Origin of the sequence: Echinicola shivajiensis, assembly GCF_018642165.1 — a bacterium.
In the GTDB taxonomy this organism is placed as follows: domain Bacteria; phylum Bacteroidota; class Bacteroidia; order Cytophagales; family Cyclobacteriaceae; genus Echinicola; species Echinicola shivajiensis.
In genome coordinates, this window is record NZ_JAHHZM010000001.1 from 897,366 (window position 1) to 912,892 (window position 15,527).

Genomic DNA, 15,527 nt, shown 5'->3' on the forward strand with positions numbered 1-15,527 from the left:
TTTATAACTCTTTAATCAGTTTATTTCACGGTTTTTAAAACTCCCCACAAATGTACTACCCAACTTCTATTTTTCAAACCCGTACACTTAGCCTAACCTTTTTTATCAATCCCCGTAAAAACCATTTTAACACCTGATAAACAGCCATTTAACCTTATTATCCCACCCAATTGGGTTATTTAGAATTTTTATAAATAACCCAATTCGTGTAAATAGTTCCTACATACCCCATTTTCCTAGGCTAATTTACTCAAAAGCTCAATTATGAAATTTGCAAGCATTACAAACCGCTTGAAAATTCACTAAAATTTAAGTAAAGGAATTTTGCATATGAAAAATTATCTCCTACATTTGCAACTCAAATCTGATATGGTCGAGTGGCCGAGTGGCTAGGCAGAGGTCTGCAAAACCTTGTACAGCGGTTCGAATCCGCTCTCGACCTCCCCAAAAAGCATCCGCCATGGCGGATGCTTTTCTGTTTTTTAACCCAATTCTCTCTTTTCACCAAAACTCAAATCCACTCACCATCTTTCGATCTGGCGGACAACCTTTAGTCAAAGAGAACGTTCATTCTTTCTATATTTTTCTTAAATTAAAAGTCCATAAAACTTAAAAGACCAAAGCATGAAATTCGGAAGTGTTGAAGATCCATCAGCTATAGATTTTACCTTGCCGGAAGACCATCCGGAAACAAAAAACATCCTCAACAAACATAAATCAGACAGCCCTTTTGAAGTCTATGTGGGATGCGCCAAATGGAACAGGTCTGACCTGAAAGGGTTCTACCCAAGAGGCACCAAGGACGAACTTACCTATTACTCCACCCAATTCAATTCCATTGAACTCAATGCCACGTTCTATAGCTCTCCCAGCATCGATCAAGTAAAGACATGGGCTGACAAAACACCTGAAGGCTTTAAATTCTTCCCAAAAATCCCCAATTCCGTCAGCCATTTCAAACGACTGATCAATGTTCAAGAACCAGTTATGGCCTTCTCCGACGCCATTGCAAACTTTGAAGACAAGCTGGGCATGACTTTTCTTCAAATGCACGACAATTTCAAACCAAAGGATTTTGACAGGGTTGAGAAGTTCGTTAATGAATTCCCTCCTGAAATCCCACTAGCCTTGGAATTAAGAAATGCCGAATGGTTCGCCAATGAAGAGGTCCTGAACAAATATTGTAATCTATTGGTTGAAAACAATCGGGCGAATATTGTTGTCGATACAGCAGGCAGAAGGGACATGCTCCATATGAGACTAACCAATGACACTGCATTTATTCGTTATGTAGGAGCTAATGCTGATAGCGATTACAGGCGATTGGATGATTGGCTGGAAAGAATCATCAGCTGGCGAGAGATGGGATTGCAAAAACTCTACTTTTTTGTTCATCAAAACATTGAAAAGGAATCTCCACTCCTTTCCGCCTACCTCATAAAAAAACTGAACAAGCAATTTAATCTAAGCCTAAAAATACCCAACGAGAACAATTAATAACATTCATGCCATGACTTTGAGCCATGGCATGAATCACAATATTATTAATAAACTTTTCTCAACAGTCCCAAAAACAAAAAAAGCATCCCGATTTCTCGGGATGCTTTTACTTTTATAGCGGAATAAGCTAATGCTTATTTTTTATCTCCACCTTCCATTTTCTCTTTCAAAGCAGAAAGAGCATCTAGGTCACCAAGAGTAGATTTCTCTTGAGGCTCAGTACCGGCAGCTTTCTTCTTAGGAGCAGCTTTCTTAGCTGGCTTAGCAGCAGGAATAGCTTCTTCTTTGAAAGTAGCAGTATGAGAAAGAACGATACGCTTATCATCTTTAGAGAATTCAGTTACTCTGAAGTCAAGAGACTCTCCAACTTCAACTTGAGAACCATCTTCTTTCTCTAGGTTTTTGATAGTAGCGAATCCTTCCAATCCGTAAGGAAGCTCTAGAACCGCACCTTTGTCGTTTTTAGAAACAACAGTACACTTGTGAACAGAACCTACCGGGAAGATACCTTCGAAAGTATCCCATGGATTCTCTTCCAATTGCTTATGACCTAGGGCCAATCTTCTGTTGTCAACGTCAAGTTCAAGAACGATTACTTCTAATTCATCCCCTACCTTAACATACTCAGATGGGTGCTTGATTTTCTTAGTCCAAGAAAGATCAGAAACGTGTACAAGACCGTCGATACCTTCTTCAAGCTCAAGGAACAATCCGAAGTTAGTCAAGTTTCTTACCACACCTTTGTGCTTAGTACTTACAGCATACTTAGTCACCATATCTTGCTTAGTCCATGGATCTTCAGTCAATTGCTTGATACCAAGAGACATTTTTCTGTCGTCTTTGTCCAAAGTAAGTACTACTGCTTCAATTTCGTCTCCTACTTTAACAAAATCAGCAGGGTTTCTCAAGTGCTGAGACCAAGACATCTCAGAAACGTGGATCAAACCTTCAACGCCCGGAGCTAACTCAAGGAATGCACCATAGTCAGCAACATTAACGATTTTACCTTTCACTTTAGAACCAACTTCCAATTCAGCAGAAAGAGAATCCCAAGGATGAGCAGTAAGTTGCTTCATACCTAAAGAGATACGCTTCTTGTCATCATCAAAGTCAAGTACCACAACCTGAACTTTGTCGTCAAGGTTAAGCACTTCTTCTGGATGGTTGATTCTGCCCCAAGAGATATCTGTAATGTGAAGTAGACCATCTACACCACCCAAGTCGATGAATACACCGAAATTGGTCATGTTCTTGATCACACCTTCCAATACCTGACCTTTCTCTAGGTTGTTTAGGATTTCTGCTTTTTGCTTCTCTAGATCTTTTTCGATCAATACTTTGTGAGAAACTACTACGTTATCGTTAGCGTGGTTGATCTTAACCACTTTCACTTCCATTTTCTTACCTACATAGACATCAAAGTCTCTGATAGGCTTCACATCAATTTGAGAACCTGGCAAGAAGGCTTCCACACCGTAGATATCTACGATCAAACCACCTTTGGTTCTTCTCTTCACAAGACCTTCGATCACATTGTCGTTCTCAAGCGCATCTTCGATGTCTTGCCATGCACGAACCATTTTGGCTTTCTTTCTAGAAAGAACCAACTGACCCAAAGCATTTTCTTGCTCTTCAATGAAAAGTTCTACTTCGTCACCGATCTTAAGATCAGGAAGGTCACGGAATTCAGTTCTTGGTACCAAACCGTCAGATTTGAAACCAATGTTGATGATAACATCCTTATCATTGACACCAACAACAGTACCTTTGATTACTTCCTTCTCACTGATTTCAGTCAAGGTTTGGTCATAAAGTTTTTCCATTTCCGCTCTCTCAGCAGAAGTGTAACCTTCACCAAAACCTTTGGTTTCGAACTTGTCCCAGTTAAAATCTTCTTTATTAGACATATTAGTAAACGACTCTGATTTTCAACAACCCTAGAGTCTTCAGGCTGAGGTTTTTAGTTGTGAAATCCCTAGATCCCAAAAAAGGAAAATAGGAACCGCCCACTCGAACGGACTGCAAAGGTACGGAAATTTTACAACTTGAAATAGTATCACTTAAAAAAATTAGAAGCTAAAAAGTATATCAACTCAATAAATAATTACTGTATTTCAATAAGTTACCAGTCGTATCACGCAAAAAACAGCCCACCACATTATGACCACGCATTTCTTAGAAACCTAAGCCAATTGCCATGCATCACTTTTTCTATATCTTCTTCCGAATACCCTCTTTGAGCAAGCAAATCAGGCACTTTCTGTAAATCAGCAATTGTTTCTAAATCATAGGGGCATTGTTCTTTACCAAACGCACCATCAAGGTCTGTCCCTATACCTATATGATCAGCATTCCCCGCAAGCTGGCAGATATGGTCCAAATGATCTATCATTTTTGCCAAATTACAGTCCATCCCCAAAGGAGTGGACTCTCCCCTCACCCATCCAGGCACCATCATCCAAGCATCCAAGGCGCCTCCAATCACAGCCCCTCTTTCTATTAAGGCTTTGATCTGATCATCACTGAACTGTCTATTATGATTCACCAATGCCCTGCAGTTATTATGACTGGCCCATACTGCCCCATTAAAGTGATCTAAGGCTTCCCAAAAACTATCATCACAAAGATGGGTAGCATCCAGGACAATATTAAGTCGCTCCATTTCCTTTAATAATTCTTGCCCCTTCTTCCCCATAAAACCAGTAGCATCTGTTCCTTGTGCATATCTACCAGGCCCATAATGCGCAGGGCCCAAGGCTCTCAGCCCATAGGCATATGCTTTTTCCAAATAACTTAAATCAACTATAGAATCAGCCCCTTCCAACGACAAGATATATCCTATTGGCTTTTTATCATTTTGAGTGCCATTGGCCCATAATTGAAGATGGGCTTCCAATCCAGCTAAATCTTTTACCTGAACCATCTCACCAAGATCCTCCATAGCCTTATACCAAGCCAGTTGACCTTGAGTCTGTGCCCAGGCCTGAGCAGGAGAATGCCATCCAGGAAGCGGATTACCTGGGGCCACATAACGGGCTATTTGCGTAGCCACCACCAAACCAATATTCCCCTCCCTCAATGCAGGAAATGAAACCGTAGCCTTTGCTCTATCTGGTTTATCATCAAGCCCGTACTCTCTTCTATTGATAGCATCTACGGATCGGGTCAAATCCCTGTTCCACTCCAATGCATTCATACTTAAATCCAAATGGGCATCTACAGTAAACATAGGTCTGGTTTATTATTTTGGTTGGTTCCTATTTTTTGGTGGTTTTTCTTTCAAATATTAATTCGTCTCCGCCTTGCCAAAGTCGCCCATCTTCCTGACACCTTCTCATATTCTATGGGCAACACCCTATCATACATAGCAACAGTAGGGCAAATATGATAGGGTATCGCATACAATAATTTCCCTATGCTCAGATTCATATCTTCTTTTATTCTCAGCACCATATGCTCTTCACTATGGCTTACAGGTACCAAATCAGGATAATCCAAAAACCAAACCCTATTTTCCAAGGGACCTTCAGAGGCCACTGACTTATAGCCCAGATCAACACAAATCAAGTCTGGAGCTGGTTTTGAAATTATACGACATATTAACACAGCCGCATAAGCAAACTTTTGTTCAGGCAAGCTTAAGGCATACCCACGATCCCAATAAGGAAAAGTACCTGGGCTGCAAATCACCCCTTCTCTTTTGGAATGAATGGGAAATGTAGGGCTTCCTCCAGCAATGATGGAAACTTTTTTCCCATACTTTACTTCCATTTTTCGGGCCATTTCCTGAACAGGCTCAAAAGCCTCATTGCAAGCCAATCTTCTATCCTTTATATTTATTTGTCGAAGATGCCCATCATAAACATGCAAGCCCATTATAATCAAATGGCTGGTGGCCTTGCAAAGATCAAAAAGTACCTCTGCTTTTTTGCCTGGCCGTATACCAGTGCGATCTGTACCTACATTGAGATCTAAGTACACTCTAAGATAAACCTCCGCCAAATGAGTATGATCTGAAAGATACTCAGCTTGAGCAGGGCAATCCACTAAGCAGGAAAACTGGGTATCTTGATAGGCCAAAATCAATTTAACCATTCTGTCTACCTTTGGCCCCACCATAGGATAGGCAATCAGTACTTCTTTTGCCCCAGCAATGGCCAACATTTCTGCTTCAGCTATTGTTGAACATTTGAACTTAGCAACCCCTTCATTCATCAGCAAATGCACCACCTCTTGACACTTGAAGGTTTTAACATGCGGCTGAAGAAATTCAGGGCCGCCCGCCATGGCAATGGCACGCTTTATATTTTGTTTCACCCTTCTTGGATATACCAACAAAGACGGTGAATCTACTTTTTCAATCCCCTTTACATCATACCAATTCTGTAAGTCTTCCAATAACATCTTTAATGTAATTCAAAAACTGCCTCCACTTCAACAGGAATATTATCAGGTAGAGAACCAAACCCCACTGCACTTCTTACTCCAACACCATTTCCCTCCCCCCATACTGACGCAAAAAGCTCACTAACTCCATTAATCACAAAAGGATGTCTTTCGAAGTCAGCAACACAATTCACCATCCCTAGCACCTTAATTACTCGCTTTACTTTATTTAGGCTTCCCAAATTTTCACGAATAGTTGAAAGCATCGCCAAACCTACCTGACGAGCAGCCAACTTCCCCTCTTCCATATCCATGTCCAATCCTATTCGTCCCATAATGAGACTTCCATCATCTTGCACAGTACCATGGCCAGAGAGGTATAGGTATTTCCCATCTATCAAACAAGGCTTATAAACTCCTAAAGGCTTGGGAGCTGGAGGCAAGTTCAATCCTAGCTTATTAAAATTCTCTTCAGCAGACATCTATTTATTTTTTCGTTATCAATCTCTTATTGGGATAATTTAACTTATCCTTAAAACAAAAGCCAATCTAAGGTCATTACTCCCATCAAACCCACAACGGCCACAATGGTCTCCATCATTGACCATGATTTAATAGTATCCTTAATACTGACATTAAAAAACTCCTTGTACATCCAGAATCCAGCATCATTAAAATGTGAAAACATCAAGCTGCCAGCCCCTATTGATAATACCACCAAATTTGGATCAACTCCAGAATCATGAATTAAAGGGGCGATGATACCTGCCGTAGTCAGGCCTGCTACAGTTGCCGACCCAACGCAGACCCGGATTACCGCAGTAATGGTCCAAGCCAGCAATAATGGATGAACATCCCAAGTCTCCAAGGAATCCGCAATAACCTGACTCACTCCACTGTCCAGCAACACTTGCTTCAAGGCACCGGCTCCTGCAATAATCAAGATAATCATGGAGACATCTTTTACGGCCTGAACATACTGCCCCATCAGCTCCTTCATATCCACCTTCATCCCCAGACCTAAGGTAAAAGTAGCCACTATCAATGAAATTAACATCACCATTCCAGGATCTGCTACAAATATTATATAGGGATAAAGCCTATGACTTTCAGGAACCTTCAGGGCTAAAACGGTAGTCCCAATCAATAAAGCTACTGGCAATAAAGCTGAGAAAAAGCTATTAAAGGTGCTAGGCAGTGTATCCTCAGGCTTGGGATTGGCTCGAAATGTTTCTAATGGATTGGAAGGAATTTTCTTGAGGAATTGGGCAAACCAAGGACCAGCTACCAAAATGGTAGGAATGGCAATAATCATCCCGTACAATAAAGTCAGTCCCATATTGGCATCAAACTGTGCCACCAATGCCGCTGGTGAAGGGTGAGGAGGCAGAAAACCATGGGTCACGGACAATGCTGCCAAAAGAGGAATCCCCACAAAAATGGCGGGGAGCTTAAACTGGTAGGCTACCGTAAATACCAATGGAACCAATAACACAAACCCTACAGTATAAAACAAAGGAATACCGACCACCAGCCCGGTCACCATCATCGCCCAGTGGATGTATTTCTTTCCAAAAATCCCCATTAAAAAACCTGCAATCCGCTGTGCCGCCCCGCTTTCGGCCACCAGCTTACCCAGCATGGCTCCCATGGTAATGATAATGATAAGATCCCCCAATAATTTCCCCATTCCTTGCTGAACAGATCCTGCAATCTCTTCCACCGGAATTCCCAGTAAAAACCCTGCGCTAATAGAGGTAATCAAGAAAGCTAGAAAAGGATTGATCTTTGCCCAAACAATAAGCAAAACTAAGAGCAAAATGCTCATCAACACATAAAGTATAGTCAATGGTAACTTGGGTTTTGGTTAAAAAACCAATATAAAAATTAATCGATTAAATTGTTTGTCATTCACCCAAAAGAAAAACAGAAAACATCTTTTATTACCATAAAATCATATTATTCGTTCTGTATATCCGCTATTGCACCAGTAAAGTTCACCCTTCAAAACATTCCCTGAAAAATGGACCAGATCTTACTGAAACGAGGAATTAAACCTGTCTTCCGTTAGGTAGATCAGTGAAAATCTGTGGAATCTCCCGATAAATCGGGACAGGCTGTGAGAAATAAGGTTACCGGTGTGAAAACAGATAATCATATTATTCGTTTTAGCATTCGTGCATTTTTCAGATTAAAAGGCAAATCCCGAAAAACTCAATCACTTTGTACCGTCTTGACATCTAAAAACGGCACCCATTCCTCAGCATTTTTCTCAGCGTATTCAGCCAAAAAATAAGAAAGATTAGGCTTGAATGGCTTCCTCCTCAAGAGCATCCCCACTTCTTCAGGTTTTTTGTCTCCCTTTTGAACATTACACCTGTGACAGGCAGTAATTAAATTCGTCCAGTTAGTCTTTCCTCCCTTAGAGCGGGGAACGACATGATCTACGGTAAGGTGCTTTTGGGAACCGCAGTATTGACATTCATTATTATCCCTTTTAAAAAGATTATTTCTATTGAGCAACACTCCCCTGTAGGGCACATTTTTATATTCATCCAACCTTACGACAGCTGGGTATTTAAATTCCTGATCAATGGTGCGGATACTTAGAAAAGAATAATCTGCCAATACACTCACTTTCTCCAAGATAGTGAGCACCATCGCTTTCTGTGCCGTCACCACAGCTATGGGCGTATGATCTAAATTGAGCACGAGTACCTTCTTTTCCATTGACCTACATTAAACACCTGATTTTCAAAACCTGATATAAAGGAGAATTGTTTTTAGCCATTTTAGTTCCATCCAACTTCACTGTATCCACTCTCACCTTTCCCCTCACATGAATCACCTGACTTTCACCAACATATATTCCTGCATGATGGGGAATATCTTTCGAATTTCCAAATATTACTATATCTCCGAGCTGTACTTCAGTGTAGGGCACTTCCTTACCAGCATCGATTAATTGGGAAATAAACTTAGGCACCATATAACCGGCCATCTTATATATCAGCTGAATAAAGCTTCCAGACCCAATACCAAAAAAACCCCTTCCGCCAGACAGAAAGGGCACATTAATAAACATTCGAGCAAGGGACACCAGTTCTCCCCTAGTGGCCTTCTCTTTAAAATGTCTTGAACTTCCTTTGAACTCTACGGTTCCACCCATATCAAACAATTCACTGGAACCGATATGTAAATTACTTCCTGGTAGTAAGTATAAGGTCTCTCCCCTGAACTTCACCGAGGAAAGCGGTGAAGAAACCACTTGAAAATCCTCTTCTTGATAAAAATCAAATGCTTCCTTGGATATGCTTTCGTGTTGTATGGCAGGAATCCATCCAATTGTTCCATCCACCTGCACATTCACCTTAAGCCAATTTTCACTAGGAGTTTTTTCCTCCACCTGATAGGTCTCTCCAAAAAGTATTTGGGTAAGCAGACCTGACCCTGGTCTGGGCTCTTGATATACACTTATCAGACTTAACCTGCATATACCATATATCTGATCAATAGGCCATTTTGTCAAGTTCTCGTTTTGCATCCTTTTTCTTAATGTCCTGACGTTTGTCGTGAAGTTTTTTACCTCTACCTAGGGCTATTTCCATTTTAGCTAAGCCCTTGTTATTAATAAATATACGAACAGGAATAATAGAAAGTCCTTTCTCGCTTAATTTACTTTCTAATTTATCAAGCTCTCTTCTATTAAGCAAAAGTTTACGTTCCCTAACCGCATCATGGTTGAAATGAGCAGCTTGAGCATATGGAGAAATATGCATTTGCTTTACAAACAACTCTCCCCTTCTGAAAAAGCAAAAGGCCTCTTTCAAGGATACTTTTCCTTCCCTGATAGATTTGATCTCAGTACCCATCAATGACAAACCTGCCACATAGGTGTCCAAGAATTCAAATTCAAAACTTGCCTTCCTGTTCTTAATATTGATTACTTTACTAAATCTATTTTCTTTAGCCATCTCTAAACGCTTATTAACCAATCTTCATTTTTGCCATTGGGCTGACTTCCAATCCACAAAATTCCCCTTTGAGATATTTATAGTGCGCTGCCATTGCTATCATGGCCGCATTATCCGTACAATACTCAAATTTTGGAATATAAACTTTCCATTTCAATTCTCCTGCCAATCTTTCCAATTCCTTTCTCAGACCTGAATTGGCTGACACCCCTCCAGCTATAGCTATATCCTTCACCTTATATTTTCTGGCAGCCCTCTTCAACTTTTGCATAAGCATTTTGATCAATGTATACTGAACTGAAGCGCAGATATCTGCCATATTTTGATCTATAAAATCAGGATTCTCTTTTATCTGGTCCCTCAAAAAGTAGAGCACCGCAGTCTTGATTCCACTAAAAGAGTAATTCAATCCGGGCATTTCCGAAACAGGAAACTTATATGCTTCAGGATTTCCCTCTTGGGCATTCTTATCCACCAATGGTCCACCTGGATAAGGTAATCCCAACAATTTAGCCGTTTTATCAAATGCTTCCCCTACCGCATCATCCAATGTTTCACCAACCACTTCCATATCCAAATAATCCTTCACCAGAACCAACTGGGTATGTCCACCACTTACTGTCAAGCATATAAAGGGAAACTGAGGCCTGGGATCATCTATAAAATGAGCTAAAATATGGGCTTGCATATGATTTACATCTATCAGCGGAATCCCTAACGAATAAGCAAAAGACTTGGCAAATGAAACCCCTACCATCAAAGAACCCATTAATCCAGGGCCACGTGTAAAACCCACTGCCGATAGATCTTCCTTTTTCAGGCCGGAAGTTTCGATCGCCTCATGAATTACTGGAATAAGGTGTTGTTGGTGCGCACGAGAAGCTAGCTCTGGCACAACACCACCATATTTTTCGTGAACCGATTGCGTGGCGACAATATTATTAAGTATTTTGCCGTCAGATATAATAGACGCTGATGTCTCATCACAGGAGGACTCTATAGCGAGTATATTAATATTCTTCATAATCCTTTGGAAAAGAAATCGAAAGTTACGGAATTTTTGCAGAAAGCTTTGCGGGGAATGCTTCGAGTAGCAGCTTTTCTGCTGATCCTTTTACTTTTGGTGGCTGGAGCGCTGCAAATTCCGGCTATTCAAACCCAAGCAACTCAGTTTTTTGCCTCCAAACTCAGTAAGAACACCGGTTTTGAAACAAAAATTCAAACAGTAAATATCCGTTGGTGGGATACTATCAGTCTAAAGGGGCTTACAGTTAAAGATCCGCAGGACAGTCTAATGGCAGATTTAGATGAAATATTCATAGATTTTTCTCTAAAAGGCCTGCTGGATGCTGAAAGCCCTGGCCTCGATGAGATAAGGCTAAAGGGTGGAAAATTAAAATTCCTTATCCATCCTGGAGACTCTACACCCAACATTTCAGGTTTTATCCAAAACATTAACAGGTTCCTAGGAAAAAGAAAAAAGAAAAATGGATCCAAAAGCAGTGAGTTTATAATTGACAATATTTTTTTCGAAGGAACGTCACTTGACATTTTTGACCTTCGAAAAGATAAAATTGAAAATGGCTTTGATTATACACGCCTGAGGTTCCGTAATCTATTTGGAGGAGCCAGGGATTTTGTAGCAGAGGGAAGCAACTTCAATTTCGATATAATGTATCTGCAGGGACTGGAATCCACTTCTGGAATGGAATTCCAACAGCTGAGAACCTTATTCAGCTATTCTCCCCAAGATATGGAATTCCAAAACCTTTACTTCAAGTCCAATGAAACCATCATAAAGAATTACTTGAAGTTCAGCTACGAGAACATCAAATCCCTTAGTGATTTCAATAACCAAGTAAATATTACCGCTCAACTGGATGAGTCCGTATTAGATATCAAAGACCTGAAATATTTCACCAGTAAGATCCCGGACTTCGATGACAAAATCTATTTAAGCGGGCAAATCACCGGAAAAGTGAGCGACCTGTTTTCTGAGGAATTGTTGATTCGATTTGGAAAAAGGAGTGCACTTTTCGGAAAGTTCAATATTGATGGACTCCCCAAAATAGACAGCACTTTCTTCCAACTTTCCCTGGTTAACTCCACGGTAAACAGCACCGACCTTGCCCCCTACTTGGATGAAAAAGGCAGAAAAGAAATCAATAAATTCAAAACCTTTTTCTTTGATGCTGACTTTACTGGCTACCTTACCCGTTTCCAGACTCAAGGAGAATTCAGGACCCAAATAGGGGATTTTACAGGAAAGCTCAACTACCTTATTGATAAAGAACAGCCTCGATATTATGGACAGCTTAGCCTAAAGGAATTCAATCTTGGCAAGATCATGGAAGACCCAAAAACCTTTCAGAAAGTCAGCCTTAAAGGAAACCTAAGGGGAACTGGCACTTCATTGGAGACAGCATTACTGGAACTTGACACCAAAGTCAGTAAAATTGGGATTTTGGGTTATAATTACACAGGAATTGAAACCAATGCCACCTTTGGTAAAGACCTATTTAGAGGACAACTGGCAGTAGATGACCCTAACCTAAAAATGAATATTAATGGTGTTCTTGACCTAAGAGACCAAAAAGATTCAGCAAGGCTTACCGCAAGATTAGATACTGCTTACCTTAAAGCAATAAAATTAACAGAAGAAGAATTCTTCGTCAGTGGTGGAGTCGAACTGGACACCAAGGGTACAGATGTGGATGAGGTGGAAGGTATAGCGAGGTTCAAAGACTTGTTGATCAGCCATGATGGCCGAAGCCTAGCCATTGACAACTTCTTTTTTCAATCTGTATTCACTGAAGATACCAGAATGATCTCTCTCAACTCTGATTTGTTGGTAGCCAGTATCTCGGGAAATTTCAAGTCAAAAACAGTTTATAGTGATATCCAGCTATTACTCGATAATTATCTGGCCATTCTGACCAACTCAGAAATCCAAACGGAAGAAGAGTCTAAGGAAGATTTTGAGGAATACAATATTGATATCACGATGAACTTATTCGATATCAATCCCATCATCAATCTTTATGAACCTTCATTATATATTTCCAAAAACACCTCAGTTGAGGGTGCCTTTTACCAAACAGCCGAAAACACTATTTTCAACTTTTACTCTGGTATAGACACCATTCAGTATGACAATAAAATTTTCTTGGAAAACGATCTGGATTTTAACACTGCCAAAATCCGGAACTCAAGGGAAGTGCTGGCTGCCTGCTATATCAATTCCAAAGAACAGCAACTTGCTCCGGAAATAAACTTCAACTACCTCAGCCTGGAAGCCATCTGGAATGAATCCGCCATTGATTTCAATCTCAACATTGACCAACTGAAAACTGAAAGTTATGCGAGAATCAAAAGTGAAATCCAACTTTCCAAAACCAATACCAATATAGTTTTCGAGCCCTCAGAGATCAAAATACTTGATAACTACTGGGAATTTGATCCTGACAATTCGATTAATATTTCTGATGGACAAATTGACTTTGACAATCTAAAACTTTTCCATGAAGACCAATACTTGGCCTTCAATGGCCGTATCAATGAAGACCCTGATGAGATTTTAGGCTTTGAGATCCATGATGTTAACGTGGATTTCCTCAACACCTTTGGCAATAAAGAATACAAGGGTAGAGCCAATGGGATTTTTGCCTTAAACAGTTTTATAGAAAGATCAGGATCTTATGGTAGCCTTACCATAGACAGCTTGTACATCAACAAATTCCTAATTGGCAATATAGAAGCTGCTACTTATTTTGAGGACAATAAAATGAACCTGAACTTGGCCAGCTATAGGGACAACAAAAATAACATAGAAGTAAAAGGATATATAGACACCACCGATGATCAAATTAATTTGGATGGTAAGCTAGAAAACACCAAGTTGGATATACTGGAACCTTTCCTTTCTACCTATCTTACAGAATTTGGAGGAACCGTTTCTGGAGATCTAAAAATGACAGGCACACTCAACCAACCCAATATAGAGGGATTAGGAAAAATAAGCGGTGGTTCCGTTCGCGTTAATTACCTAAACACTTATTATACAGTAGACGGCAATATTAACTTCATGCCAAATGAGATCAGTTTTAGGGGATTGAATGTTACTGATGTTCAGAAAAACTCCGCCAGAATGAGTGGTGGGATAGCCCATGATGCCTTCAGGAACTTTGTATTGGACATTTCCTCCGATCTCAACAATTTCCAAGTGCTCAATACCTCCGCAAGGGACAATGACCTCTTTTATGGTACAGCTTATGCCAGCGGTACATTGAAAATTTTTGGAGCGGCCTCTAATTTGGACATTACAGCAAATGCCACTACCCAACCCAACACCAAAATATATATCCCTATAGGTGAATCAGAAGGCCAAACCCAAGAAGAATTCATCAATATCATCAATGTAAGGGACACAACTCGTGAAATCAAAATAGAGGAAACAGTTGAAAAGCTTGCTATCAATAATGTGAGAATGAACTTTGTATTGGATGTCACTCCTGATGCCTATACTGAAATTCAAATAGATCCAAGGACAGGTGAAAATATCCAAGGAAGAGGCAAAGGCATCCTTAACCTGAACATTGATACGCAGGGTGAATTCTCCATGACTGGAGATTTTGAAATTGTTGATGCCAAATACAATTTTTCCCTTTATAATATCATCAACAGACAGTTTGAGATACTCCCCGGTGGAAGAATCTCCTGGTATGGGGACCCTTATGAAGGAGTGATGGACATCAAAGCCACTTATGAGGAAAATGTATCTCTTACCAGCTTGCAAAACAGTCAAACTAGCAGCCCAGAATTTGAGAACTCACAGTTATATCGAAGGTATCCTGTTAAGGTAATTATGGATCTTGATGGCCCGCTGTTATCACCAGATATCAACTTTGATTTTGACTTTTCCGAATTTCCAGAAGGAGAATCCCAAACCACCATTTCTGCCTTCAAAAACCGTATAGCAAACGATGAGCAAGAAAAGAACAGACAGGTATTCTCATTGATCATGCTGAGAAGATTCTCCCCAGAAGGACAATTTAATAGTGCCGGAATTGGTTTTTCAAATCTAAGCCAGTTGGTTTCTTCCCAACTCAATGCACTCCTTTCGCAGGTTGACCAAAATCTGGAAATCAATATCGACCTTACCTCCTTGGACAATACCGCTTTGGAAACCTTCCAGCTCAGGGTGGCCTACACTTTCTTGGATGGCCGATTAAGAGTAACCAGAGACGGAAGTTTTACTGATCCTCAGGGAAATGCTGATTTAGGAAGTATTGCAGGTGATTGGCAGGCTGAGTACCTGATCACCAATGATGGCAGATACAGAATCAGGATCTACAACAGGAATAATTTCAGTAACCTTACCTCTTTGAATATCGACAGGGTCAACACCTATGGTGTATCAGTCTCACAAACCTTATTGTTCAGCTCCCTGAAGGAGCTTTTCCAGAATATCAGCAACAAGAAAAAGGAGAAGTTGCTTATCAATGACACGGATGATTTCCTAAGGTTTGATTATCAGGATGACACACAAAACCCTGATGATTCTTCGCCGAAAACCCCAGATGATCTCCCACAAATTAATATACCAGAATCCAGGCCAATTGAGGAAAAACTTGATGAAGAGCCAAACAATAACTAGTACTTTTGTAT

11 protein-coding genes and 1 tRNA gene are annotated in these 15,527 nt (G+C 40.3%); 3 read left to right on the forward strand and 9 right to left on the reverse strand.

The features are described 5' to 3' along the window. Positions 1-371: 371 nt before the first annotated feature. A tRNA-Cys gene (locus tag KMW37_RS03475) sits at positions 372-442 on the forward strand. A 182-nt stretch (positions 443-624) separates the two neighbouring features. Beyond that, positions 625-1,497: a DUF72 domain-containing protein gene (locus KMW37_RS03480; RefSeq protein ID WP_215223188.1), complete on the forward strand. Its 873-nt coding sequence runs from the start codon at positions 625-627 to the stop codon at positions 1,495-1,497. A 137-nt stretch (positions 1,498-1,634) separates the two neighbouring features. Here the strand turns inward: KMW37_RS03480 and rpsA are convergent, their stop codons facing one another. The 9 genes from rpsA to tsaD form a co-directional block, all read right to left on the reverse strand. Then, positions 1,635-3,407: a 30S ribosomal protein S1 gene (gene rpsA, locus KMW37_RS03485; RefSeq protein ID WP_215223189.1), complete on the reverse strand. Its 1,773-nt coding sequence runs from the start codon at positions 3,405-3,407 to the stop codon at positions 1,635-1,637. Positions 3,408-3,658: 251 nt separating this feature from the next. Continuing rightward, complete coding sequence (locus KMW37_RS03490) at positions 3,659-4,729, reverse strand: dipeptidase (protein WP_215223190.1); 1,071 nt, start codon at positions 4,727-4,729, stop codon at positions 3,659-3,661. A 50-nt stretch (positions 4,730-4,779) separates the two neighbouring features. Further along, positions 4,780-5,904, reverse strand: a complete 1,125-nt coding sequence (locus KMW37_RS03495; protein ID WP_215223191.1) for a D-TA family PLP-dependent enzyme — start codon at positions 5,902-5,904, stop codon at positions 4,780-4,782. A 2-nt stretch (positions 5,905-5,906) separates the two neighbouring features. Then, the gene (locus KMW37_RS03500; protein WP_215223192.1) at positions 5,907-6,368 is read right to left on the reverse strand and encodes a RidA family protein; all 462 of its coding nucleotides are present in this window, start codon (positions 6,366-6,368) and stop codon (positions 5,907-5,909) included. A gap of 50 nt (positions 6,369-6,418) precedes the next feature. After that, positions 6,419-7,735, reverse strand: a complete 1,317-nt coding sequence (locus KMW37_RS03505) for a gluconate:H+ symporter (protein WP_215223193.1) — start codon at positions 7,733-7,735, stop codon at positions 6,419-6,421. 365 nt (positions 7,736-8,100) lie between these two features. Further along, positions 8,101-8,616 carry an HNH endonuclease gene (locus KMW37_RS03510; RefSeq protein ID WP_215223194.1) on the reverse strand — a complete coding sequence of 172 codons (516 nt, stop codon included), beginning with the start codon at positions 8,614-8,616 and terminating at the stop codon, positions 8,101-8,103. 4 nt (positions 8,617-8,620) lie between these two features. Continuing rightward, a complete protein-coding gene (locus KMW37_RS03515) occupies positions 8,621-9,430 on the reverse strand; it encodes a C40 family peptidase (RefSeq protein ID WP_215223195.1) in 810 nt (269 codons plus the stop codon). Beyond that, a complete protein-coding gene (gene smpB, locus KMW37_RS03520) occupies positions 9,396-9,860 on the reverse strand; it encodes an SsrA-binding protein (protein WP_215223196.1) in 465 nt (154 codons plus the stop codon). Before smpB ends, KMW37_RS03515 begins: the two co-directional genes overlap by 35 nt. 13 nt (positions 9,861-9,873) lie before the next feature. After that, a complete protein-coding gene (gene tsaD, locus KMW37_RS03525; RefSeq protein WP_215223197.1) occupies positions 9,874-10,884 on the reverse strand; it encodes a tRNA (adenosine(37)-N6)-threonylcarbamoyltransferase complex transferase subunit TsaD in 1,011 nt (336 codons plus the stop codon). A 57-nt stretch (positions 10,885-10,941) separates the two neighbouring features. Here tsaD and KMW37_RS03530 point away from each other — a divergent pair, with 57 nt between their 5' ends. Beyond that, entirely contained in the window at positions 10,942-15,516 is a 4,575-nt protein-coding gene (locus tag KMW37_RS03530) for a translocation/assembly module TamB domain-containing protein (protein WP_246581313.1), read from the forward strand. Positions 15,517-15,527 lie beyond the last annotated feature (11 nt).

Bases quoted from the DNA above. Each gene is read 5' to 3' on its own strand.
- smpB (WP_215223196.1), bottom strand. From the start codon at position 9,860: ATGGCTAAAGAAAATAGATTTAGTAAAGTAATCAATATTAAGAACAGG.
- KMW37_RS03480 (WP_215223188.1), top strand. From the start codon at position 625: ATGAAATTCGGAAGTGTTGAAGATCCATCAGCTATAGATTTTACCTTG.
- KMW37_RS03495 (WP_215223191.1), bottom strand. From the start codon at position 5,904: ATGTTATTGGAAGACTTACAGAATTGGTATGATGTAAAGGGGATTGAA.
- KMW37_RS03515 (WP_215223195.1), bottom strand. From the start codon at position 9,430: ATGCAAAACGAGAACTTGACAAAATGGCCTATTGATCAGATATATGGT.
- KMW37_RS03490 (WP_215223190.1), bottom strand. From the start codon at position 4,729: ATGTTTACTGTAGATGCCCATTTGGATTTAAGTATGAATGCATTGGAG.
- tsaD (WP_215223197.1), bottom strand. From the start codon at position 10,884: ATGAAGAATATTAATATACTCGCTATAGAGTCCTCCTGTGATGAGACA.
- rpsA (WP_215223189.1), bottom strand. From the start codon at position 3,407: ATGTCTAATAAAGAAGATTTTAACTGGGACAAGTTCGAAACCAAAGGT.
- KMW37_RS03510 (WP_215223194.1), bottom strand. From the start codon at position 8,616: ATGGAAAAGAAGGTACTCGTGCTCAATTTAGATCATACGCCCATAGCT.
- KMW37_RS03530 (WP_246581313.1), top strand. From the start codon at position 10,942: ATGCTTCGAGTAGCAGCTTTTCTGCTGATCCTTTTACTTTTGGTGGCT.
- KMW37_RS03500 (WP_215223192.1), bottom strand. From the start codon at position 6,368: ATGTCTGCTGAAGAGAATTTTAATAAGCTAGGATTGAACTTGCCTCCA.